This window comes from Ralstonia sp. RL (assembly GCF_001683835.1).
Taxonomy (GTDB): domain Bacteria; phylum Pseudomonadota; class Gammaproteobacteria; order Burkholderiales; family Burkholderiaceae; genus Ralstonia; species Ralstonia mannitolilytica.
The window spans coordinates 1-23,320 of sequence record NZ_LWRX01000093.1 but is presented as its reverse complement, the minus strand read 5'-3'; the positions used below and the strand labels follow the sequence as shown (position 1 = coordinate 23,320).

24 protein-coding genes are annotated in these 23,320 nt (G+C 66.7%); 17 read left to right on the top strand and 7 right to left on the bottom strand.

Annotated features, from left to right (window positions below; genetic code table 11):
- Positions 1-28 precede the first annotated feature (28 nt).
- The 7 genes from A6M56_RS08685 to A6M56_RS08655 all read left to right on the top strand — a co-directional run bounded on the left by A6M56_RS08685 (position 29) and on the right by A6M56_RS08655 (position 8,481).
- Positions 29-589, top strand: coding sequence for a transporter (locus tag A6M56_RS08685; RefSeq protein WP_045787379.1), 561 nt, complete (start codon positions 29-31; stop codon positions 587-589).
- Entirely contained in the window at positions 589-2,022 is a 1,434-nt protein-coding gene (locus A6M56_RS08680; protein WP_062738298.1) for a PelD GGDEF domain-containing protein, read from the top strand. The genes A6M56_RS08685 and A6M56_RS08680 overlap by 1 nt, the downstream gene beginning before the upstream one ends.
- An 18-nt stretch (positions 2,023-2,040) precedes the next feature.
- Positions 2,041-3,027 (top strand): tetratricopeptide repeat protein, encoded by a 987-nt coding sequence (locus tag A6M56_RS08675; RefSeq protein ID WP_045787377.1) that lies wholly within the window; start codon positions 2,041-2,043, stop codon positions 3,025-3,027.
- Positions 3,024-4,655, top strand: coding sequence for a GT4 family glycosyltransferase PelF (pelF, locus tag A6M56_RS08670; RefSeq protein WP_102080004.1), 1,632 nt, complete (start codon positions 3,024-3,026; stop codon positions 4,653-4,655). The genes A6M56_RS08675 and pelF overlap by 4 nt, the downstream gene beginning before the upstream one ends.
- Positions 4,655-6,025, top strand: coding sequence for an exopolysaccharide Pel transporter PelG (gene pelG, locus A6M56_RS08665; RefSeq protein WP_045787375.1), 1,371 nt, complete (start codon positions 4,655-4,657; stop codon positions 6,023-6,025). The genes pelF and pelG overlap by 1 nt, the downstream gene beginning before the upstream one ends.
- A 151-nt stretch (positions 6,026-6,176) precedes the next feature.
- The gene (locus tag A6M56_RS08660) at positions 6,177-7,445 is read left to right on the top strand and encodes a D-amino acid dehydrogenase (RefSeq protein WP_102080003.1); all 1,269 of its coding nucleotides are present in this window, start codon (positions 6,177-6,179) and stop codon (positions 7,443-7,445) included.
- Positions 7,446-7,557: 112 nt separating this feature from the next.
- A complete protein-coding gene (locus A6M56_RS08655; protein ID WP_045787373.1) occupies positions 7,558-8,481 on the top strand; it encodes a glutamate/aspartate ABC transporter substrate-binding protein in 924 nt (307 codons plus the stop codon).
- Positions 8,482-8,596: 115 nt separating this feature from the next.
- Here the strand turns inward: A6M56_RS08655 and A6M56_RS08650 are convergent, their stop codons facing one another.
- From A6M56_RS08650 to A6M56_RS08625, 6 genes are all read right to left on the bottom strand, one after another.
- Positions 8,597-9,349, bottom strand: coding sequence for an amino acid ABC transporter ATP-binding protein (locus A6M56_RS08650; RefSeq protein WP_286758076.1), 753 nt, complete (start codon positions 9,347-9,349; stop codon positions 8,597-8,599).
- The gene (locus A6M56_RS08645; protein ID WP_102080002.1) at positions 9,346-10,038 is read right to left on the bottom strand and encodes an amino acid ABC transporter permease; all 693 of its coding nucleotides are present in this window, start codon (positions 10,036-10,038) and stop codon (positions 9,346-9,348) included. Before A6M56_RS08645 ends, A6M56_RS08650 begins: the two co-directional genes overlap by 4 nt.
- 2 nt (positions 10,039-10,040) lie before the next feature.
- Entirely contained in the window at positions 10,041-10,736 is a 696-nt protein-coding gene (locus A6M56_RS08640; protein WP_102080001.1) for an amino acid ABC transporter permease, read from the bottom strand.
- 47 nt (positions 10,737-10,783) lie between these two features.
- Complete coding sequence (locus tag A6M56_RS08635; RefSeq protein WP_045787370.1) at positions 10,784-11,629, bottom strand: ABC transporter substrate-binding protein; 846 nt, start codon at positions 11,627-11,629, stop codon at positions 10,784-10,786.
- 370 nt (positions 11,630-11,999) lie between these two features.
- A complete protein-coding gene (locus tag A6M56_RS08630; RefSeq protein ID WP_102080000.1) occupies positions 12,000-12,575 on the bottom strand; it encodes a hypothetical protein in 576 nt (191 codons plus the stop codon).
- A 90-nt stretch (positions 12,576-12,665) separates the two neighbouring features.
- On the bottom strand, positions 12,666-13,457 hold the full coding sequence (locus A6M56_RS08625; RefSeq protein ID WP_102079999.1) for an IclR family transcriptional regulator: 792 nt from the start codon (positions 13,455-13,457) through the stop codon (positions 12,666-12,668).
- 318 nt (positions 13,458-13,775) lie between these two features.
- Here A6M56_RS08625 and A6M56_RS08620 point away from each other — a divergent pair, with 318 nt between their 5' ends.
- From A6M56_RS08620 to A6M56_RS08575, 10 genes are all read left to right on the top strand, one after another.
- Positions 13,776-14,465, top strand: coding sequence for a 3-oxoacid CoA-transferase subunit A (locus tag A6M56_RS08620; RefSeq protein ID WP_045787367.1), 690 nt, complete (start codon positions 13,776-13,778; stop codon positions 14,463-14,465).
- Positions 14,462-15,124, top strand: a complete 663-nt coding sequence (locus A6M56_RS08615; protein WP_102079998.1) for a CoA transferase subunit B — start codon at positions 14,462-14,464, stop codon at positions 15,122-15,124. The genes A6M56_RS08620 and A6M56_RS08615 overlap by 4 nt, the downstream gene beginning before the upstream one ends.
- Positions 15,125-15,147: 23 nt before the next feature.
- On the top strand, positions 15,148-16,350 hold the full coding sequence (gene pcaF, locus A6M56_RS08610; RefSeq protein WP_102079997.1) for a 3-oxoadipyl-CoA thiolase: 1,203 nt from the start codon (positions 15,148-15,150) through the stop codon (positions 16,348-16,350).
- A gap of 13 nt (positions 16,351-16,363) precedes the next feature.
- Positions 16,364-17,725, top strand: a complete 1,362-nt coding sequence (locus tag A6M56_RS08605; protein WP_045787364.1) for a 3-carboxy-cis,cis-muconate cycloisomerase — start codon at positions 16,364-16,366, stop codon at positions 17,723-17,725.
- Between the two features lie 20 nt (positions 17,726-17,745).
- Positions 17,746-18,555 (top strand): 3-oxoadipate enol-lactonase, encoded by an 810-nt coding sequence (gene pcaD / locus A6M56_RS08600; RefSeq protein ID WP_102079996.1) that lies wholly within the window; start codon positions 17,746-17,748, stop codon positions 18,553-18,555.
- Positions 18,548-18,946: a 4-carboxymuconolactone decarboxylase gene (gene pcaC / locus A6M56_RS08595; RefSeq protein ID WP_102079995.1), complete on the top strand. Its 399-nt coding sequence runs from the start codon at positions 18,548-18,550 to the stop codon at positions 18,944-18,946. Before pcaD ends, pcaC begins: the two co-directional genes overlap by 8 nt.
- 79 nt (positions 18,947-19,025) lie before the next feature.
- On the top strand, positions 19,026-19,895 hold the full coding sequence (locus tag A6M56_RS08590) for a branched-chain amino acid ABC transporter permease (RefSeq protein ID WP_045787361.1): 870 nt from the start codon (positions 19,026-19,028) through the stop codon (positions 19,893-19,895).
- Positions 19,892-20,917, top strand: coding sequence for a branched-chain amino acid ABC transporter permease (locus A6M56_RS08585; RefSeq protein WP_102079994.1), 1,026 nt, complete (start codon positions 19,892-19,894; stop codon positions 20,915-20,917). The genes A6M56_RS08590 and A6M56_RS08585 overlap by 4 nt, the downstream gene beginning before the upstream one ends.
- Positions 20,914-21,687: an ABC transporter ATP-binding protein gene (locus A6M56_RS08580; protein WP_102080268.1), complete on the top strand. Its 774-nt coding sequence runs from the start codon at positions 20,914-20,916 to the stop codon at positions 21,685-21,687. The genes A6M56_RS08585 and A6M56_RS08580 overlap by 4 nt, the downstream gene beginning before the upstream one ends.
- The gene (locus A6M56_RS08575) at positions 21,680-22,381 is read left to right on the top strand and encodes an ABC transporter ATP-binding protein (protein ID WP_045787359.1); all 702 of its coding nucleotides are present in this window, start codon (positions 21,680-21,682) and stop codon (positions 22,379-22,381) included. Before A6M56_RS08580 ends, A6M56_RS08575 begins: the two co-directional genes overlap by 8 nt.
- Positions 22,382-22,383: 2 nt before the next feature.
- Here the strand turns inward: A6M56_RS08575 and A6M56_RS08570 are convergent.
- Positions 22,384-23,320 (bottom strand): ABC transporter substrate-binding protein (locus A6M56_RS08570; protein ID WP_286758075.1); only part of this gene is annotated, 937 nt, incomplete at its 5' end.

Below are 23,320 nucleotides of genomic sequence, written 5' to 3'. Positions count from 1 at the left end.
CGACATGAAGCACACAACGGAGAAAGCAATGACACCCTGGCTCAACAAGATCAAGGCCGGCCGCCGGCGCTGGCTGGGTGCGGTTGCGGGCGTCGGGCTGGCGCTCGCGCTGTCGGCCTGCGCGGTCGTCGACAGCGGGCGCGCGCCGGCGACGAGCGCGTCCGATGCGTGGGTCGTGCTGCCCATCGCCAACTACACCGAAACGCCGCAGGCCGGGCTGCGCGCCGAGACCATCGTCGCCAGCCTGCTGAAGGCGCGCGGCTTCACCAACCTCAAGCAGTATCCGGCCAGCCTGAATAGCGAGTCCCTGTTCGAGCCGGCCGAGCGCGAGGCCGTGGCACGTGCGCTGGAATGGGCGCGTGGCGAAAAGGCCCGCTACGCCGTGACCGGCGCCGTGGACGAGTGGCGCTACAAGGTCGGCGTGGACGGCGAGCCCGCAGTGGGGATCACGCTGCAGGTGATCGACGTGCAGAGCGGCAACGTGATCTGGAGCGCCGCCGGCAGCCGCACGGGCTGGAGCCGCGACGCCGTGTCGGCCGTGGCGCAGAAGCTGCTGCGCGAGTTGCTGTCGCCGCTGGGCCGGAGCTGATGAAGACCGAAGCGGCACAACAGGCACGCGGGCAGGTCGGGTCTAACGAGCGCCGCCGCAACGCGCAGGGCATCGGCGCATCGACCTGGTATGGGCGGCTCATCGCACCGGCGGCTTCGAGCCCGACCGCCGTGCTCGAAACGCTGGGCGCCGCGGTGGCGGCCATCGGCCTGGTCTGGCTGTTCGTTCCGGACAACCCCTTGCTGCTCGGCTACGGTTTTCCGTGGATGTGGCTGGTGCCGCTCATCCTGGCGCTGCGCTACGGCACGCTGCTCGGCGCGATGGCCGCGCTGGTGGTGCTGGGCGCATGGTGGCTGTTCTACGGACACGCGGCCGCTGCCAGCGGCTTCCCGCGGATGTACTTCCTGGGCGGGCTGATGTTGGTGCTCATCGGCGGGCAGTTTGGCGACATCTGGGGCGCGCGGCTTTCGCGCGCACGCACCGTCAACGGTTATCTCAACGATCGGCTGGCCGCGCTCACGAAGAACCACTTCCTGCTGCGCCTGTCGCACGAGCGCCTGGAAAACGATTTGCTGGCCAAGCCCACCACGCTGCGCGACACGCTCACGCACCTGCGCAACATCGCATTGGCCGCGCGCGAGCATGGCGACGGCACAGCGCAGGCCGATGTCGCGCAACTGCCCGGTGCCGTGGCGTTCCTGCAATGGACGGCGCAGGCCTGCCAGCTGGAGGTTGCCGCCATGGCGCGCGTGACGGGCAACCGCATCGAGGCCGAACCGGTGGCGCGCGTGGGTGCACCATTCGAGATCGTGGCGGACGACCCGCTGATCCGCCACTGCATCGAGACGCATACGCTGGCGCATCCGCAGGCGCCCGAACTGCGCCACGAAGGCAGCTCGCGTTATGTGGCGTGCGCGCCCGTGCTCTCGGGCGCCGACGAGCTGATCGGCGTTGTGGTCGTGCAGCAGATGCCGTTCCTCTCGCTGTCGTACGAGAACCTGCAGTTCCTGATGGTGCTGCTCGGCTATTACGCCGATGGCGTGCGCCACCTCACCGTCAGCTCGGAGATTCTCGACCTCGTGCCCGATGCGCCGTACGAGTTTGCGCTCGACCTCGGCCGCCTGGCGCGGCTGCATCGCGATACCGGCATCGATTCGTCGGTGGTGGCGCTCATCTTTGACCAGGACGAAGCCAGCGATGCCTTGTTCGAGAGCGTCGTGCGCAGCCGCCGCGCGCTGGATGTCGTGTGGCAGGCCAGCGGCAAGGCGCGCCGCGCCATCATCACGCTGATGCCGCTGTCTGGCGCGGGCGCCGTGTCGGCGTACCTGGTGCGCATCGAAGACAGCCTGCGCGCGCAGTTCGGCGTGGATTTCGAAGGCGCGCATGTGAGCGTGCAGACGCTGCATGTGACCGGCGAGCACCCGGGCGAAGCGCTGCAGCGCTTCCTCACGCGCTGCCACCTCGACGGCTGAGCCAAGGGGCACATCGACATGTTCAAGCTCACGCTCGGCGGGATCGCGGCGCAGATCGCCGCGGTCACCATGGCACTGCGTGCCGGCAACAGCCTCGCGCTGCTGCTGTCGTGCCTGGTGCTGCAGGCGGGGGCGGCGGCGCTGATCGGGCTGGCTGCCTGGCGCCTGCTGCCGCGCCGCTATCGCGTGCCGTTCGTCTGGACGTACGGCTACCTGGCGGCCCTGTCCTTCTTCGTGCCGGTGGGCGGTGGCGTGGTCGTGCTGGGCGGCCTGCTGTTGGGCAAGCTGTTCCCACGGCCCGAAGACGACAAGGACATCGCCGAGGTGGGGCTGCCCGTTTTCGTGGCGCACCTGGTCTCGCGCGTGACGCACGGCGGCGGGGCCCGGCTGCGGGCCCAGCTCGGCAACGCACGCGCACCGGTGCAGAGCCGCATGACCGCCCTGGTGGCCATGCAGTCGATGCCCACGCGCACCGCCAGCCCCGTGCTGCGCGACCTGCTGGCCGACCCCGTGGACGACATCCGCCTGCTGGCCTACGGCATGCTCGACAACGCCGAGAAGGTGCTCACGCAGAAAATCCTGACCGAGCTGCCGCGCCTGGAAGAGGCCGCCACGCCCGAGGCCCGCTACGAGATCAACAAGCGCCTCGCTGACCTGTACTGGGAGCTGATCTACCAGAACCTCGTGCAGGGCGACGTGTACCGCTATACCGCCGAGCAGGTCGAGCGCTACGCCAGCGCCGCGCTCGACATCCAGCCCGACAACGCCGCGCTGTGGTACATGCGCGGCCGGCTGGCACTGTCGCGCCGCGAGCCGGACGTGGCCGAGGCTCACCTGCGCCGCGCCGAGGCGCTCGGCTTCCCGCGCGACCGCCTGCTGCCGCCCCTGGCCGAGGCCTGCTACCTGCGCCGCGATTACGCGGGCGCGCGCGCGGCGCTGGCGCAATTCTCCAGCCGGTCGCCGCTGCCGTTGCTGCGCCCGCTGTTGCGCTACTGGACATCATGAGCGACGACCAATTCCCACGCGCCCAGTCCGCCGACGTTGCGCTCCTGCTCGAAGGGACGTTCCCCTACGTCAGCGGCGGGGTGTCGAGCTGGGTCAACCAGATGATCCGGGCATTTCCAGACATCCGCTTCGCCGTTGTCTTCATCGGCAGCCGCCGCGAGGATTACGGCAAGCCCGTCTACGCCCTTCCCGACAACGTGGTGCACCTCGAGTGCCACTATCTGTACGACTTCCCGCCGCCGCCGCTGGTGCAGGCCAGCGGCGGCGATGCCGCTGCCTTCGAGCGCTCGCGCAAGCTGCACGATGCCTTGCGCCACGCCACCACTGCCGCGCACAGGGAAGAGACGGCCGAGCTGATCCGTGCCTCCATCGCCGACCTGCGCGACGGCGGACCGCTTGCCGAGGAGCAGTTCCTCTACAGCCACCGCGCCTGGGACATGATGACGGACTACTACCGGCGCTACTGCACCGACCCGTCGTTCACCGATTACTTCTGGACCGTGCGGATCATGCACAAGCCGCTGTGGCAGCTCGTGCGCATTGCCGAGAACCTCATCCCGGTGAAGGTGTTCCACACCGTTTCCACCGGCTATGCGGGCTTCCTGGGCGCGCTGCTGCGCTACCGGCGCGGGCGTCCGCTGCTGGTGTCGGAGCACGGTATCTACACCAAGGAACGCAAGATCGACCTGTTCCAGAGCCAGTGGATCCGCGACAACCGCAGCATCTTCGAAAAGGACATCGCGCAGATCAGCTATTTCCGCGACCTCTGGGTGCGCTTTTTCGAGACCATGGGCCGCGTCTGCTACGACGCCGCCGAAGAGATCGTCGCGCTGTATGAAGGCAACCGCCGGCGTCAGGTGCTCGACGGCGCGCCGGAAGAGAAGACGCGCAGCATCCCGAACGGCATCAACCTGCCGCGCCTGGCCGCGCTGCGCGAGAAGCGCCCGGCAAACGTGCCGCCTGTGATGTGCCTGATCGGCCGGGTGGTGCCCATCAAGGACGTGAAGACCTTCATTCGCGCGATGCTCACCATCACCCGCGAGATGCCCGATGCCGAAGGCTGGATCGCCGGCCCCGAAGACGAAGACCCGGAATACGCGCAGGAATGCCACAGCCTGGCCGAAAGCCTGGGCCTGGGCGATCGCATCAAGTTCCTGGGCTTCCAGAAGATCGACGACATCCTGCCCAAGGTCGGCGTACTGGTGCTGAGCTCCATCAGCGAGGCGCTGCCGCTGGTGGTGCTCGAGGGTTTTGCCGCGGGCGTGCCGGCCGTGACGACGGATGTCGGGTCGTGCCGGCAATTGCTGTTCGGCCTCGACGGCGAAGACGCGGCCCTGGGCGCCGCCGGCGCGGTCGTCCGCATTGCCGACCCCGCCGCATTGGCCGCTGAAGTCCTGACGCTGCTGCGTGATGAAACGCGCTGGCAGCAGGCGCAAGCCGCCGGCATCGCCCGCGTCGAGCGCTACTACACGCAAGAGATGATGGTGGGCGCCTACCGCGGGCTGTACGACCACCTGCGCACGCTGCCGGACCACACCGCAGACACGGGTGCCAAGGCCGCTTCTGCTGCCGCGGCGGCGTGCCCGCACCACGCCCGGCAGAACAAGCCGCACGAGGGAGCCCGCTGATGGCCGGCATTGGTTTCGAGCTGCGCAAGATGCTCAAGCGCGACAGCCTGCTCGGGCTGCTGCGCGCCTACACTTACGCCGGCATCATCAGTTCCGGGCCGTGGATCCTGTCCATCGTCGGAATCTTGCTGATCGGTATTCTCAGCCTGCCGTTCGTGATTCCGGGCTCGCTCATCACGCAGTTCCAGGTGTCGGTCACGTACCTGATTGCGGTGAGCCTGATCCTGACCGGGCCGCTGCAGCTTGCCTTCACGCGCTTCACGTCCGACCGGCTGTTCGAGAAGCGCGACGACCTGATCCTGCCGAACTACCACGCCGTGTCGCTGGTGATGACGCTGGTCGCGGGCGGGCTTGGGCTGTTGGTGATCCTGTTTGCGTTTGCGCAGCAGTCGGCCATCTACCGGCTGCTGATGCTGGCCGGTTTCGTGGTCATGGCCAACATCTGGATCGCGGTGATCTTCCTGTCGGGCATGAAGCAGTACAAGGCGATCGTCTGGATCTTCCTGCTCGGCTACACGCTCACGGTGCTGCTGGCGCTGCTGTTCAACCGGCTGGGGCTGGAAGGGCTGCTGCTGGGCTTCGTCACGGGGCAACTGTGCCTGCTGATCGGCATGGCCGCGCTCATCTACCGCAATTTCAGCGGCCGGCGCTTCCTGTCGTTCGAGGTGTTCGATCGGCGGTTCGCGTACCCGTCGCTCATGCTGATCGGGTTGCTGTACAACCTCGGCATCTGGCTCGACAAGTTCATGTTCTGGTATGCGCCGGGCACGGGGCAGCAGGTGATTGGCCCGCTGAATGCGTCGGTCATCTATGACATTCCGGTGTTCCTGGCGTACCTCGGCATCATTCCCGGCATGGCGGTGTTCCTCGTGCGCATCGAGACGGACTTCGTCGAGTACTACGACGCGTTCTACGACGCCGTGCGGGGCGGGGCATCGCTGGAGCACATCGAAGACATGCGCAACACGATGGTGCAGACCATCCGCGCGGGCCTGTACGAGATCGTGAAGATCCAGGCCATGGCCGCGCTGGTGCTGTTTGCGGTGGGCGCGTCGGTGCTGCGCGTGCTGCAGATTTCGGAGCTGTACCTGCCGCTGCTGTATGTCGACACCATTGCCGCGAGCTTGCAGGTCGTCTTTCTCGGCGTGGTGAACATCTTCTTCTACCTCGACCGGCGGCGCGTCGTGCTCGCCCTGACCGCGGCGTTTGTCGTGCTCAACGGCGTGCTGACGTGGATCACACTCCAGCTTGGGCCGGCCTGGTACGGGTATGGGTTTGCCGTGTCGCTGCTGCTGGTGGTGATGGCGAGCCTGGTGATGCTGGATCGGAAGCTTGGGCGGTTGGAGTACGAGACGTTTATGTTGCAGTGAGGGGATGAAACCGGGGATGCACCGAACACGCCCCGGAATCCCGAGGCAAAGACCCATAGCCGCACAACATCCCCCCCAACAACTCCGCATTTGCGCAACCCCGCCCACGCTCCTTAAGCTGCGCACCATCTCCTCAACTCGCAGCTCCTTCATGCACATCGCAGTCGTCGGCGCAGGCATCATCGGCATCAGCACAGCCTACGCCCTGGCTCAGGACGGCCATCAGGTCACCCTGGTCGAGCGTCATCCCGGGCCGGGCGAGGGCACCAGCTATGCCAATGGCGGCCAGCTGAGCTACAGCTACGTGGCGCCGCTGGCAGGCCCCGGCGTCCTGTCGCATGTGCCCGGCTGGCTGCTGCGCCGCGATTCGCCGTTGCGCCTGCGGCCCTCGCTCGACCCGGCGCTGCTGCGCTGGGGCCTGCGCTTCATTGCCGCGTGCAATCGTGAGCGTGCCGAGCGCACCACGCGCGAGCTGCTGGCCCTGTCGTTCTACAGCCGTACGCGCATGGAAGCGCTGCGCGAGGCGGCGCCGGACCTGGCGTTCAGCTTTGCGCGGCGGGGCAAGCTGGTGGTGCACCGCGATGCGGCGGCGTTTGAATCGGCCCGCGCGCAGGTCGGTTATCAGGCCACGTTGGGTTGTGAGCAGCACGCGCTGTCGCCCGACGAGACCATCGCTCACGAGCCAGCGCTTGCCGGCGTGCGCGACCAGATCGTCGGTGCCATCTACACGCCTGACGAAGATGTGGCCGATTGCCATCAACTCTGCGTCGGCCTGTTCAACCGGCTGCGTGAGATGCCGAACGTGACGCTGCGCTTCAATATCGGCGTGCAATCCTTGTGGACGGAAGGCCGCCGTGTGCGTGGTCTCAAGCTTGAGGATGGCGAACAGGTTGCTGCCGATGCGGTGGTGATGGCAGCGGGCGTGACGAGCGCAAGGCTGCTCAGTCCATTGCGCATCGACCCCGGCCTGTATCCGCTGAAGGGGTACAGCATCAGCCTGCCGTTGGAGGAAGGCGACGTTGCTCCGGTGATCAGCGTGACGGATGCCGCGCGCAAGATCGTCTATGCCCGTATCGGGCAGACGTTGCGTGTGGCGGGCATGGCCGATCTGGTGGGCTGGTCGACAGCGCTGGATACGCGCCGCGCCCGGACGCTGTATGACGAAACGCGCGCGCTGTTTCCGGGCGCCATGCGTGCCAATGACGCGGGTGCCGATGCGGCGCCGTGGGCGGGCATGCGGCCTGCAACGCCAACGGGGGTGCCCGTGGTGGGGGCGTCGCCGGTGGAAGGGTTGTGGTTGAACGTTGGTCACGGAGCGCTGGGCTTTACGCTGGCGCTGGGCAGTGCAGGCTTGTTGGCGGATCTGATTGCCGGCCGCAAGCCCGCGGTTTCCCCAGTGCCGTATGCGCTGGCGTCGTGACACAAGAGCGAGATTCAAAAGACCGAGCGCGCAGGCTCGATGATGCGTATCCGGCCCGCGCCAATTGGTAACCCAAGTAGTCTGGAGCGAACACACCCATAGGAGGGGAAGCATGAAGACCTTGCATTCGACCAAACGTATTCTGTCTGGCCTGACGCTGGTTGCGGCCGGTGCGCTGGCCGCGCTGTCCACCGGTGCGCAGGCGCAGTCGAGCGACACGCTGGCCAAGATCAAGCAATCGGGCGTGATCTCGGTCGGCTATCGCGAGTCGTCCATTCCGTTCTCGTACCAGGCTGACGCAAACACCATCACCGGCTATTCGCAGGAGATCTCCAACATGATCGTTGCCGGCGTGGAAAAGGCGGTGGGCAAGAAGCTGCAGGTCAAGCTCACGCCGATCACGTCGCAGAACCGCATCTCGCTGCTGCAGAACGGGACGATCGACTTTGAGTGCGGCTCGACCACCAACAACCTGGAGCGCCAGAAGCAGGTCGCGTTCTCGAACAACATCTTCATCTACGGCATGCTGATGCTGGTGAAGAAGGACTCGGGCATCAAGGACTTCCCCGACCTGAAGGGCAAGACCGTGGTGACCACCGCCGGCACCACCGAAGACCGCATCCTGCAGAAGATGAATGGCGAGGCCAAGGACGCCGACAAGATGAACCTGATCCTGGCGAAGGATCACGGCCAGGCGTTCCTGACGCTGGAATCGGGCCGCGCCGTGGCATTCGTGATGGACGAGCCGCTGCTGTACGGCGAGCGCACCAAGGCCAAGAACCAGAACGACTGGGTGGTCACGGGCACGCCGCTGCAGACCGAAACCTACGCCTGCATGATGCGCAAGGACGATCCGGCGTTCAAGAAAGTGGCCGACGACGTGATTGCCGACCTGATGAAGTCGGGCAAGGCGAATGACCTGTACAAGAAGTGGTTCCTGTCGCCGATTCCGCCGAAGGGCCTGAACCTGAACTACCCGATGACGGCCGGCATGAAGGAGCTGTACGCGCATCCGAACGACAAGGCCATCCAGTAAGCCTGCCCACGATCCTGCTGCGCGGCCTGTCTCCCGCTACGGATGGTGAACGGGTTTGAAGGCAACAAAAAACGGAGGACATCGTCCTCCGTTTTTCACTGGCCGGCGCGCCGGTTCAGGCGGGCACGTTCCACGGCGAGCGGATGTCGGCCAGGAAGCGCTGCGCACGCGGGTGCTGCGGCCGCAGGAAGAAGTCTTCCGGCGTGGCGCGCTCGAGTACCTGGCCCTGGTCCATGAACAACACGCGGTCGGCCACCTCGCGCGCGAAGCCCATTTCGTGCGTGACGCAGACCATGGTCATGCCGTCGCGGGCGAGGTCCTTCATCACCTGCAGCACCTCGTTGACCATCTCAGGGTCGAGGGCGGAAGTCGGTTCGTCAAACAGCATCACCGGCGGTTTCATCGCCAGCGCGCGGGCAATCGCCACACGCTGTTGCTGGCCGCCCGACAGTTCGCTCGGATAGGCGCCGGCCTTGTGCGGCAGGCCCACGCGCTCCAGCAGCCCCATCGCAAAGTCCTTGGCTTCCTGGGGCTGCATGCGCTTGAGCTGCACCGGGGCCAGCGTGCAGTTCTGCAGGACGGTCAGGTGCGGGAACAGGTTGAACTGCTGGAAGACGAAGCCGATGCCGCTGCGCAGTGCGTTCACGTTCACGCCATGCGCGTGCACGTCTTGCCCGTTGACGGTGATGCGGCCCTTCTGGATCGCTTCGAGCCGGTTCAGCGTGCGGATGAGCGTGGACTTGCCCGAGCCCGACGGCCCGCACACCACCACCACCACTTCGCCCTTGGCGACGGTTTCGTTGACGTCGACCAGGGCGTGGTAATCGCCGTACCACTTGTCGACGTGTTCGATCGTGATCATGTTCATGGTTTGGATGGAGCACGCGCTGCAAGCCGGCGCTCCAGGTAGAACGCCAAGCGCGTCAGGCTGAAGCACATGACGAAGTAGCTGATGCCGAGCAGGCCGTACACCTCGGCGGACTTGACCATCACGGCGGTGCTGATCTGCCCCGCCACGAACGATACCTCGGGCAGGCTGATGATGTAGCCCAGCGACGTCTCCTTGATGGTGGAGACAAGCTGGTTGACCAGCGACGGCAGCATGTTGCGCAGCGCCTGCGGCAGGATCACGAGCCGCATCGCCTGCATGTACGATAGGCCGAGGGAGCGCGCCGTTTCCATCTGGCCGCGCGGCAGGCCCTGGATGCCGGCGCGCACGATCTCCGCCAGGTAGGCGCCGTCGAAGATCACCAGCGCGGTAAGCATGGTGCTGAACTGGTCGGTACGGTGCCCGGTGACGGTGGGCAGCAGGAAGTACGCCCAGAAGATCACCATCAGCAGCGGGGTGCCGCGCACCACGTAGACCAGCGCCGTGGCCGGCACGCGCAGCGCGGCGATCGGGCTCACGCGGCACAGGCCCAGCACGATGCCCACCGGCAGCGCCAGCACGAGGCCGGCCGATGCCAGCAGGAACGTCAGCGCCAGCCCGCCCAGCGGCCCGTTCGGATACTGGCCGACGAGGTAATAGACGCCGTAGGTCTGGATGAGGTCGAGCATGGCTACAGCGTCCTCACCGGAAAGCGATGCTGGTACCAGGCCGAGAACACCGTGATCGCGATCGAGATGGTCAGATAGGCCGCGGTGGCAAACGCAAAGGCCTCGAAGCCGCGGAAGGTCGCGCTTTCCACCTGCTGCGCCTGGTACATCAGCTCCGCCACGCCGATGACCATGGCGATGCTCGAGTTCTTCCAGAGGTTCAGCGTCTGGTTGACCAGCGGCGGCACCGTCACGCGCAGTGATTGCGGCAGGATCACGAGCCGCATCGATTGCAGGAATCCGAGGCCGAGCGCACGGCTCGCCTCAAGCTGTTCCTTCGGGATCGAGCGGATGCCGCTGCGGATGTCCTCCGCCATGTAGGCCGCCGTATACAGCACCAGCGCGATGACGGCGCTCGCCGCCTCGTAGTTCATGCTGTAGAGCCAGTCCCGGATGAACTCCGGCAGGATCTGCGGCGCGCCGAAATACCAGAACAGCATGTGGGCGAGCAGCGGTACGTTGCGGATGGCCTCGACGAACGTCTGGCCGATGCCGCGCAAGGGCGCAACCGGCGCCAGCCGCAGCAGCGCCACGACGATGGCAAGCGGCAGCGCCAGCACGAAGGCCAGCACCGACAGCTTGATCGACAGGAAGAAACCGCTGACGAGCCACTGGTGATACTGCCCCGAGAGCAGCATCGACAAATCGAATTGGGGCATGGAATCTCATACCGCCCAGCGCAGCGTCTGGGCGGCCCGACGTGCAATTAATCGATCTTGTCGGTCGAGATCTTGAAGGCGCGCGGCGGGAAGTTCATCTTCGTGCCGGGCCCGAACCACTTGTCGTAGAGCTTCTGCGCTTCGCCGCTCTTCTCCATGCCGAGCAGCACGTCGTCCACTTGCTTCTTGAAGCCCGCCTCGCCCTTGCGGATGCCCAGCGCCATGTGCTCGGTCGACAGGCTCTGCGGCAGGATCGCGTAGTCCTTGGCCGTCGGGCCCATCTTGGCCATGTTGCCGACCAGCGTGGTCTCGTCGTTCACGTAAGCCACCCCCTTGCCTTGTTGCAGCGCCAGCAACGCCTGCGGGCTGTTGTCGAACGACACGACATCGGCATTCTTGATGGTCTTGGCGATGTTGGCTTCCATGGTGGAGCCCTTGACCGTCAGCAGCTTCTTGCCATCGAGCTGGGCGAGGGACGTGATGCCGCTGCTCTTCTTGACCATGGCTTTCTGGCCGGTGATGAAGGTCGACACCGAAAAGTCGATCTGTGCCTCCCGCTCGTGGTTGTGCGTGAGCGAGGCGGCCAGCAGGTCGACGCGGCCTTGCTGCAGCTCGGGCAGGCGCGCGGCCACGGCCAGTTGCTTGAGCACCGGCTTCACGCCGAGGCTCTTGGCCACGGCATCGCACATGTCGACGTCATAGCCGACGATCTCGCGGCTCATCGGGTCCTTCAGGAAGCTGAACGGCTCGTCGGTGCCGAGCACGCCGCAGACGAGTTCGCCTTTCTTCTTGATGTCGGCGAGCTGGTCGGCATGCGCCGTGGTGGCGACCAGCGTGGCAGCAGCGAGGACGGCGGCGCCGGCCAATTGCGTCAGACGTCGGTCTGTTTTCATCGTGTTTCCTCCTTGACGACTTGGGTGGGTGACAGCGTGCAGATCAAGATCGACCGCGAGCATACAGGCATGCAGCCGGGTTGGCTGCGCGAACTCCGGATAACCATATGACAGCTGTGGAACGCCCAACTATAGCCCAGGCGGCAGCACGAGAGGCGGGTTGGCAAGCGGGTCGGGACAGGGCGCACAAGCGGGTGTCGGGCGTGCGTGGATGGGCAGGGAGCGGCCTTCGCGAAAAGAACGGCCGGCGGGGCTGGCGCGGCAAAGGCGCAGGCACGACAGCCATGTTCTCCAGACAGGTTTGGCCGCCATTAATGACATGGCAGGCGATGCGGCTCCATCCGGGGATTCCCGGGGCAGACCGCCTGCCCTAGAGCGTGCCGCAGATCGATTCGTTGATCGGCACGTCGCCGACCATCTCGTGGTCGTTGCCGCGATAGCGGTAGATCAGGCTCAGCCCCAGGCGCGTCAGGATGCGCACGTCGCCGTTGTTGCAGATGTTCTTCTGCAGGATCGGTACAAAGTTCAGCCGGAAACCCTGCGACGCGGCGCTATGCGCGGCGTAGTTCGTCAGCGTGATGACGAAGACGAGATTCTTCTTCTGGGCCAGCGAGCACTGGGCCAGGGCGGTCTCGCGGTCGAGCGGGACGGGGGTGAAGCGGTTGATTTCGGTACAGGCCTGCGTGAGCGCCCGGTCGGCATTGCGCGCGGGGCCCGTGAGTGCGGGCACACCGGCGGCGGCGGTGCTGCGGCCTGTCGCGGCCCCGACCAGCATGCGGGCCAGCGGCGACAATTCGAGCAGACCACCGGCCGGCGGCGACTGCGCCCACAGCGGGCCGGCCGCGAACGGCAGGGCAAGCGTCAGGATGCGCGCAGCACAGGCTCGGCGGCGGCGACCTTTCACATCCAGACCGGTGCGAATGGCGGTGTGTTGAGTCACAGACATCCTCTTTGCCCACGGAGCCACAATTTTATTGAAAAACCAGCCCGGATGCGAGGCGCGCAGCGCACCTGGACGACTGTGTTCGCACTTCGCTCAGGTCCGCACACGCACCATCGCCGAAATACGCTCCGCCGCCTGCTGCAGCGGGCCGAGAAACTGCTTCGTCATCTGCCTGGCCGAGGTCCGGTTGGCCTGCCCGCTGATGTTCATGGCGGCGATGATGTCGCCTGCGCGGTTGCGGATCGGCGCCGACAGCGAGATCAGGCCTTCTTCAAGTTCCTGGTCCACCAGCGCCCAGCCTTGTTCGCGCACGCCGGCAATGACGGCCTTCAGGGCGTCGACCTCGGTGATGGTGCGCTGCGTGCGGGGGCGGCGGTCGGATTCGCGCAGGACGATGTCGAGCCGCTCTTCGGGCAGGCCCGACAGCAGCACCCGCCCCATCGACGTGCAGAATGCCGGCAGCCGGCTGCCGACCGACAGGTTCAGGGCGATGATCTTCTGCGTCGGCACGCGCAGCACGTAGACGATCTCGGTCCCGTCGAGCACCGACGCCGAGCAGCTTTCGTGCACGGTCTGCACGAGCTCTTCCATCACCGGCTCCGCCAGGTTCCAGAACGGCATCGAGGTCAGGTAGGCGAAGCCAAGGTCGAGGATCTTCGGGGTGAGGCGGAACAGGCGTCCCTCAAAGCTGACGTAGCCGAGGCTCACCAGCGTGAGCAGGATGCGCCGGGCGCCTGCGCGGGTCAGACCCGTGGCCTCCGCCACTTCGGAGAGCGTCTGCGTCGGGCGCTCCGCATTGAACGCGCGGATGACCGACAGCCCCCGCGCGAAGGACTGGACATAGGAGTCGCTGGGTTTTTCAGCGGGCAGTTCGGCAGCAGACATGCAACAAGGCGAAAGGGATTCAGTGCCTCCAAGCCTACTGGCATTGCGTGGATTTCGCCAGTCGAACAGGCGACCGGCATCCGTACGCCTTGACACGGCTCACGCAGCGGGCGTAGATTCGTTCTTGGATCGAACGTGAGTTCGTATAGCGAACACATCGACGGAAAAGAAGGCGCGGCCGGATAGCAAAGGCACGTGTCGATCCACTCAAACAGGAGATTCGCAAGCCGCGCGGTTGCGGTTGGGCCCATTCCGGCCCGGCGGTGCTCCAAGCGGTGCCACGCACGCAACGCGGGCACCCTTGCCGGAGAATGTCACGTGATCAACAAGCTCTGTCCGTCTGTGGAGGCCGCGCTGGCGGACATTCCCGACGGTGCCACCATCATGATCGGCGGGTTCGGAACCGCCGGCATGCCTGCCGAACTCATCGACGGGCTCATCGCGCAGGGCGCGCGCGAGCTGACCATCATCAACAACAACGCCGGCAATGGCGAGACGGGCCTGGCGGCGCTGCTCAAGGCGCGGCGCGTGCGCAAGATCGTGTGTTCGTTTCCGCGCCAGGCCGATTCGTACGTATTCGACGCGCTCTACCGCGCGGGTGAAATCGAGCTCGAACTGGTGCCGCAGGGCAACCTGGCCGAGCGCATCCGCGCGGCCGGGGCCGGCATCGGCGGGTTCTTCTGCCCGACCGCGTACGGCACGCAATTGGCCGAAGGCAAGGAGACGCGCATCATCGACGGCAAGCCGTACGTGTTCGAATTGCCGCTCACTGCCGATTACGCACTCATCAAGGCCCTGCGCGCCGATCGCTGGGGCAATCTCGTCTATCGCAAGACCGCGCGCAATTTCGGCCCGGTGATGGCCATGGCGGCCAAGTGCACCATCGCGCAAGTCAGCGAAACCGTGGAACTGGGCGAACTGGACCCGGAGCACATCGTCACGCCCGGCATTTTCGTCAAGCGCGTCGTGCAGATCGCTGCCGCCCAGCCCGCCAGGGAGGCCGCATGAGCACCGAAGCCACCGCCAAGATCCAGCGCTGGACGCGCGACCAGATCGCCGCTCGCGTCGCGCGCGACATTCCCGACGGCTCGGTCGTCAACCTGGGCATCGGGCTGCCGACGCTGGTGGCCAACCAGCTGCCGGCCGACCGGGAAATCATCCTGCACACCGAGAACGGCCTGCTCGGCATGGGCCCGGCGCCTACCCCCGGCGAGGAAGACGAAGACCTCATCAACGCGGGCAAGCAGCCGGTCACCATCAAGCCGGGGGCGTCGTTCTTCCATCATGCCGATTCGTTTGCCATGATGCGGGGCGGCCATCTCGACTACTGCGTGCTCGGCGCCTTCCAGGTGTCGGCCACTGGGGACCTGGCCAACTGGCACACCGGCGCACCGGACGCGATTCCGGCCGTGGGCGGGGCGATGGACCTGGCTATCGGCGCCAAGCGTGTCTTCGTGATGATGGAGCACCAGACCAAGCACGGCGAGAGCAAGATCGTGCCGTCGTGCACGTATCCGCTGACGGGCATCGGCTGCGTCGATACCATCTACACCGACCTCGCCGTGATCGACATCACGCCCGACGGACTGGTGGTGCGCGAGATGGCCGAGGGGCTGGAATTCGCGTCACTGCAGGCATTGACCGCGGCGCCGCTGCGTCAGGCATAACGATTGTTGGAGACAGACACATCATGACCGAAGCCTTTATCTGCGACGCCATCCGCACCCCCATCGGCCGTTACGGCGGCAGCCTCTCCGCCGTGCGTGCCGACGACCTGGGCGCCGTGCCGCTCAAGGCGCTGATGGCGCGCAACCCGCAGGTCGACTGGTCCGCGATCGACGACGTCATCTACGGCTGCGCCAACCAGGCAGGCGAAGACAACCGCAACGTGGCCCGCATGTCGCTGCTGCTGGCAGGCCTGCCGGACAGCGTGCCGGGCTCGACCATCAACCGCCTGTGCGGCTCCGGCATGGACGCCACGGGCACTGCCGCACGTGCCATCCGCGCGGGCGAAACCTCCCTGATGATCGCTGGCGGCGTGGAGAGCATGAGCCGCGCGCCGTTCGTGATGGGCAAGGCGACGAGCGCCTTCTCGCGCGACGCGGCCATCTACGACACCACCATCGGCTGGCGCTTCATCAACCCGCTGATGAAGGCGCAGTACGGCGTCGACTCGATGCCGGAGACTGCCGAGAACGTCGCCGCCGACTACAACATCGGCCGCGAAGACCAGGATCGCTTCGCCCTGCGCAGCCAGGCCAGCGCCGCACGTGCGCAGGAAGACGGCACGCTCGCGCAGGAAATCACGCCGGTGACGATTGCGCAGAAGAAGGGGGACCCCATCGTCGTCAGCCGTGACGAACACCCGCGTGCGACGAGCATGGAAGCGCTCGCCAAGCTCAAGGGCGTGGTGCGCCCGGACGGCACCGTCACCGCCGGCAACGCGTCGGGCGTGAACGACGGCGCCTGCGCACTGCTGCTCGCCAATGAGGCATCGGCCAAGCGCTTTGGCCTGACGCCGCGTGCGCGCATTGTGGGCATGGCGACCGCCGGTGTGCCGCCGCGCGTGATGGGCATCGGCCCGGCGCCGGCTTCGCAGAAGCTGCTCAAGCAGCTCGGCCTGACGATCGACCAGATGGACGTGATCGAGCTGAACGAGGCATTTGCCGCGCAGGGCCTGGCGGTGATGCGCCAGCTCGGCTTGCGTGACGACGACCCGCGCGTCAACCCGAACGGCGGCGCCATCGCGCTGGGTCATCCGCTCGGCATGAGCGGTGCGCGCCTGGTGACGACGGCGATGTATCAGCTGCAGCGCACCGGTGGCCGCTACGCGCTGTGCACGATGTGCATCGGCGTGGGCCAGGGCATCGCGCTGGTGATCGAACGCGTTTGAGCTGGCGGCAGCCATGACCAGCGGACTGCTCGATCGCGCGTTCTCCACGCCGGCCATGCTGGCGGTATGGTCCGATGCGGCCACTGTGCGTGCGATGCTCGATGTGGAAGCGGCGCTTGCGCAGGCCGAGGGCGCGGTGGGCGTGATTCCGGCGCATGCCGTCGCGCCGATCCGCGCGGTGTGCGCGAACGCGACGCTGGATCTCGAGGCGCTGGGCAATGCGGCTGTCAGCGCCGGCAATCTCGCGATTCCGCTGGTCAAGCAGCTCACGGCCGCAGTCGCGCAGCATGATGAAGACGCTGCGCGCTATGTCCATTGGGGCGCGACCAGCCAGGACATCATCGATACCGGCCTGATGCTGCAGTGGCGCGAGTCGGCCGAGCTGATCGAGGCAGATCTGCAAAAGCTTGCCGATGCGCTCGCCGCACTGGCGCAGCGCCATCGCAATACGCCGATGGTGGCGCGCACGTGGCTGCAGCAGGCCTTGCCGACGACCTTCGGCCGCAAGCTGGCCGGCTGGCTGGAGGCCGTGCATCGCACGCAGGACCGCTTTGCCGCGCTGCGTGCGCATGTGCCGGTGCTGCAGTTTGGCGGCGCGGCGGGCACGCTCGCGAGCCTCGGGGAGCACGGGCGCGCCGTGGCCCAGTCGCTGGCGCATGAACTGGACCTGCCGTTGCCCTCGCTCTCCTGGCACGGCGAGCAGGATCGCGTGGCCGACATTGGTACCACGCTCGCGTTGCTGGTCGGGACGTTGGGCCATTTCGCACGCGACCTCTCCTTGATGATGCAGACCGAAGTAGGCGAGTCGGCCGAGCCATCAGGCGCGGGCAAGGGCGGGTCTTCCACCATGCCGCACAAGCGCAACCCGGTCGGCTGTGCCACGGTGCTGGCCGCGGCCACGCGCATGCCCGGGCTGGCGAGTACGCTGCTGTCGGCATTGCCGCAGGAACACGAACGTGCACTCGGCGGCTGGCAGGCCCAGTGGGCGACGCTGCGCGAGATGGCATGTCTGGCCGCCGGCGCGCTCGACCGCATGCGGGACATCATCGAAGGCCTGCAGGTCGATACGGCGCGCATGCGCGCGAACCTCGACCTGACGCAGGGCCTGATCCTCGGTGAAGCGGTGATGCTTGCGCTGGGCGCAGACCTTGGCCGCCTGCAGGCCCATCACGTGGTCGAAGCGGCCAGCCGCAAGGCGGTACAGAACCACACAACGCTGCGCGACGTGCTGGCCGAAGACGCCGACGTGCAGCGCATCTGGGGCGGGGCAGCGCCGCAGCGGCTCGATGCGCTGCTCGACCCCGCACACTATCTTGGCGACGCGGGCGCGGCCGTTGACCGCGTGCTGGCGGAACACGCTCGCCGCCACCCGTAATACGCATCCACGGAGACACCATGCCCTGGCTCGAACACGACAACGTCCGCCTGTATCACGAACTCGACGACACGCACGAGGCGGGCAAGCCGGTGCTGGTGCTGTCCAATTCGCTCGGCACCAGCCTCGGGATGTGGGCGCCGCAGCTCGACGCGCTGCGCCAGCACTTCCGCCTGCTGCGCTATGACCAGCGCGGCCATGGCCAGACCAGCGTGCCCGATGCGCCGTTCGGCGTGGCGCAGCTTGGCGGCGATGTGCTGGCGCTGCTCGATCACTACGACATCGACCTCGCGCTGTTCTGTGGCCTGTCGATGGGCGGTCTCACGGGTTTGTGGCTGGCCGCGCATCACGGCGAGCGCTTCCCGCGCATGGTCGTGAGCAACACCGCGCCGCTCATCGGTTCGCAGCAAGGCTGGAACGACCGCATCGCGCTGGTCGAGCGCGGCGGCATGGCGGCCATCACCGACAAGCTGATGAGCTGGTTTTCTCCGGGCTACCCCGAGGCCCATCCGGCGGCCATCGACGGCTTCATGAAGGTGTTCCTCGCCACGCCCACGGCGGGTTACAACGGCTGCTGCGCAGCGATCCGGGATGCGGATCTGCGCGCGCAACTACCGAACATCCGTGTGCCGCTGCTGGTGATCGGAGGCACGCACGATGTGTCGACGCCTCCGGCACAGACCCAGGCCATCGCCGATGGCGTCCCGGGCGCGCAATACGTTCAGCTCGCCGCCGGGCATCTCTCCAACTGGGAGCAGGCCGACGGCTATACCGAAGCGCTTGTCAGCTTCCTGACAACCGGCGTGGTGCGCGAGGTGGCCCATGGATGACCGCGAACGCTACGCCGCCGGCATGCAGGTGCGCCGCGCCGTGCTGGGCGACACGCACGTCGACCGCGCGAGCGCTGCCCAGACCGAGCTCACCGCACCGTTCCAGGACCTCATCACGCGCTATGCCTGGGGCGAGATCTGGACGCGCCCAGGCCTGCCGCGCCATACACGCAGCCTGCTGACGATCGCCATGATGGTGGCGCTGGGCCGCGACGGCGAGCTGCGCCTGCACCTGCGTGCCGCCGCCAACAACGGCGTGACGCGCGACGAGATCCAGGAGACGCTGCTGCAGACCGCCATCTACTGCGGCGTGCCGGCCGCCAACCATGCCTTCCAGCTCGCGCAGACGGTGTTTGCCGAGATGGATGCTGAAGCCGCCGGCAAGGCGTAACGGCAATCGTCTCCGGAGAGACGCCACGACACACCGGGCAAACTGGCCGCTGAGCCGGAAACGCCCAAGGAGGAGGCCCATGCTGAGCGCATTGGGTGTGTTATTCGACGGGCTGGCCTACGGCAGCCTGCTGTTCCTGATCAGCATCGGCCTGTCGGTCACGATGGGCCTGATGCACTTCATCAACCTTGCGCACGGCGCATTTGCCATGGCGGGCGGCTATGTCTGCGTGGTTCTGATGAACCGCCTCGGCGTGCCGTTCCTGGCGACGCTGCCCATCGCTTTCCTCGTCACCGCGGCCTTCGGGTTCGTGCTGGAGCGCACGCTGTACCGGCGGCTCTATCGCGCGAGCCCGCTCGACCAGGTGCTGTTCTCCATCGCGCTCGTGTTCATGGCGATGGCCGGCGCGACCTACGTGTGGGGCCCTGCCCAGCAGCCGGTGGAACTGCCGGAGATGCTGCGCGGGCAGCTGCGCGTATTGGACAGCGGGCTGGAAGTTGGGCGCTATCGGCTCTTTCTGATCGGTGTGGTCATCGTGCTGACGGCGTTGCTGGCGTGGCTCATTGAGCGCACACGCTTCGGCGCGCAGGTGAGGGCGTCGGTGGACAATCAGCAGGCGTCGGCGGGGCTCGGGATCAATGTGAGCCTGGTGTTTTCGGTCACGTTTGCGCTCGGCTCGGGGCTCGCGGGCCTGGGCGGCGGGCTGGGCATCGACGTGCTCGGGCTCGATCCGGCATTCCCGATCAAGTACATGGTGTACTTCCTGCTCGTGGTGGCGGTGGGCGGTGCGGGCTCCATCAAGGGGACGTTGCTGGCGGCGCTGGTGCTCGGCGTCTTCGACGTGGCGGGCAAGTACTACGTGCCGGAGGTGGGCGCGTTCGTCATCTACGGGCTGATGGTGGTGCTGCTCGTGGCGTTTCCGAATGGCCTGCTGGGGAGGCGCGCATGAACGTGCTGCAGCAACTGATGCGCTCCGCGCAGCCGGCGCCGGCCGCACCGGCCCATGGTTTGCCAGATGCGCGCTGGTCGCCGTTCGAGCTGGCGTTCTGGTGTGTGCCCGTCGCAGTGTTCTTCCTGCTTCCGGATTACCTCGTCTTTGGCAGCCAGGTGCTGATCGTCGGGCTGTTCGCGTTGTCGCTGGACCTGGTGCTCGGCTATGCGGGCATCGTGTCACTCGGGCATGCGGGGTTCTTTGGGCTTGGCGCGTATACGGCGGGCTTGCTGGCGGCGCACGATTGGGGCGAACCCCTGACCGGGCTGGCCGCCGGTGCCGCCGTGGCCGCGCTGGCGGGCTTCTGCGTGAGCTTCCTCGTGGTGCGCGGGCACGACCTGACACGGCTGATGGTTACGCTCGGCATTGGGTTGATGCTGTATGAGGCCGCCAACAAGATGGCGTTTCTCACGGGCGGTGTCGACGGCCTTTCGGGGGTGACGATGAACAGGGTGCTCGGCGCCTTCGAGTTCGACCTGCAGGGTCGTACGGCGTACGTCTACAGCCTGGCCGTGCTGTTCCTGGTGTTCGTGTTCCTGCGGCGGCTGGTGCGGTCGCCGTTCGGGCTGTCGCTGCGGGGCATTCAGCAGGGGCCCAAGCGCATGCCGGCAATCGGCGCCAACGTCCGCATGCGGCTGGTGGCCGCCTTCACCGTGAGCGCCGCGATTGCCGGTGTGGCTGGCGGCCTGCTCGCGCAGACGACGCAGTTCGTGGGGCTCGATTCGCTGGGCTTTTCGCGGTCGGCGGAACTGCTGATCATGCTGGTGCTCGGCGGCGCGGGCCGGCTGTATGGCGCGCTGATCGGCGCGGCGGTGTTCATGGTGGCGCAGGATGTGCTGGCCGGCATGAACCCCGTCTATTGGCAGTTCTGGATCGGGCTCCTGCTGATGGTGATCGTGCTGTTTGCGCGTGGCGGCATCCTGGGCGGGCTGGACACGATCGCCAAAGCATGGCGCGCCCGCAAGGCAGGCGCCGCATGAGCCCACCGATGATGCAGCGCGCGCCGACGCTCAGCACACGCGGCCTCTCCAAACGCTGGGGCGCCTTCCAGGCCAATGCCGACATTTCGCTCACGTTCGCCCCCGGCGCGCGCCACGCGTTGATCGGACCGAACGGTGCCGGCAAGACCACCTTCATCAACCTGTTGACCGGCACGCTGGCGCCCACGGCGGGGCAGGTTCTGCTCGACAACGAAGACATCACGCGCCTGCCCGCACACCAGCGCGTCAAGCGCGGCCTGACGCGCACGTTCCAGATCAACACCCTGTTTCCGGGGCTGACGGTGCTGGAGTCGGTGATGCTCGCCATCTTCGAGCGCAGCGGGGCGTCGTGGCACGGCTATCGCACCGTCGCTTCGCACAAGGAGGCGCGTGATGAGGCGATGGCCTTGCTGTGCCGCCTTCAGCTGGGCGCCGATGCGCTGTCGCCCACGCAGGCGTTGCCGTACGGCAAGCAGCGGCTCGTGGAGATCGCCCTGGCGCTGGCCACGCAGCCGCGCATCCTGCTGCTCGACGAGCCCGCCGCGGGCATCCCTGCAGGCGAAAGCGCCGAACTGTTCGAAGTGATCGCCAGCCTGCCGCGCGACATCACCATCCTCTTCATCGAGCACGACATGAACCTTGTCTTCCGTTTTGCCGAGCGGATCACCGTGCTGGTGGGTGGCCGTGTGCTGACCGAAGGCACGCCGCAAGAGATTGCCGCCGACTCGCGTGTGCGCGAGGTCTACCTGGGGGAGGCCGGGCATGACTGAACTGCTCGCGTTCGAGAATGTGAGCGCCGGCTACGGCAACGCCGTCGTGCTCGACGATGTGTCGTTCACGCTGCAAGCCGGCGGCAGTCTCGCGCTGCTGGGTCGCAACGGCGTCGGCAAGACCACGCTGCTCGCCACGCTGATGGGCTTCACGCGCCTGCACGCGGGGCGCATCCGTTGGCAGGGCGCGGACATCGCCAAGGTCGCACCGCACAAGCGTGCCCGGGCGGGGCTTGGCTGGGTGCCGCAGGAGCGCTGGATGTTTCCATCGCTCACCGTGGAGGAGCATCTGACCGCCGTCGCACGCCCCGGTGCATGGGATGTGGCGCGCATCTACACGATGTTTCCGCGCCTGCAGGAACGACGGCGCAATCTGGGTAACCAGCTCTCGGGCGGCGAGCAGCAGATGGTGGCCATCGCGCGCGCACTGGTGACGAATCCGGCGTTGCTGTTGCTTGATGAGCCGATGGAAGGTCTTGCGCCGATCATCGTGCAGGAACTTGGCCGCGCCATCCGCACGCTGGTCGACGAAGGCGGCATGGCGGTGATCGTGGTGGAGCAGCACGCCCGCCTGGCGCTGGAACTCACGCAGCGCGCGCTGGTGCTCGACCGCGGGCGCATCGTGCACGCATCGGCCAGCGCGGAACTGCTGGCCGACGCGCAGTTGCTGCAACGGCTCGTGTCGGTGGCGTAGCGTTACTTGCCCGGGTCCTTCACGTCGGCGAACTTGTCGAATTCGACGTTGTAGAGCTCGTTGCCGACCTTTTCGACCTTGCGGATGTAGACCGTCTGCACGACGTCGCGCGTGGCGGGGTCAATGGTGATGGGCCCGCGCGGGCTGTCGATCTTCATGCCCTTGAAGGCGGCCATGGCCTTTTCCCCCTCGATCTTGCCGCCCAGCTTGTTGATGACGTTGTAGATCGCGCCGATGCCGTCATACGCGGCCACCGCCATGAAGTTCGGCCGGCCGGCGCCCGGGTTCGCGTCGGCGAAGGCCTTCAGGAACGTCTTATTCTGCGCGGAATCGTGTGCCGCGGAGTAGTGGAACGACGTGATGACGCCCAGCGTCGAGTCGCCCATGGCGGGCAGCACGTGGTCGTCCGTCAGGTCGCCGGTGGCGATGACCTTGATGCCGGCCTGCGCGAGCCCGCGTTCGCGAAAGCCCTTCATGAAGGCCACGCCCTGCTCGCCCGCGGGCAGGAACACGAACACGGCCTGCGGCTTCGTATCCTTCACGCGCTGGATGAACGGCGCGAATTCCGGATTGCGCAGCGGCACGCGCACGGCTTCCACGACCTGACCGCCGCCCGCGGTGAAGGTCTGCCTGAAGGCCGTCTCTGCGTCGATGCCGGGCGCGTAATCGGCCACCACGGTGGCGACCTGCTTAATGCCGTTCTTCAGCGCCCACGAGGCGATCGGCGTGGAGATCTGCGGCAGCGTCATCGACACGCGCGTCACGTAGTCCGACTTGGTCGTGATCGACGACGACGCTGCGTTGAAGATGACCATCGGCTTCTTGGCCTGCTGCGCGATGGGAGCCACCGCGAGCGCTTCCGGCGTGAGGCCGAAGCCGGCAAGAAAGTCCACCTTGTCGCGCACCACCAGTTCCTGCGCGAGCCGTTTGGCCACATCG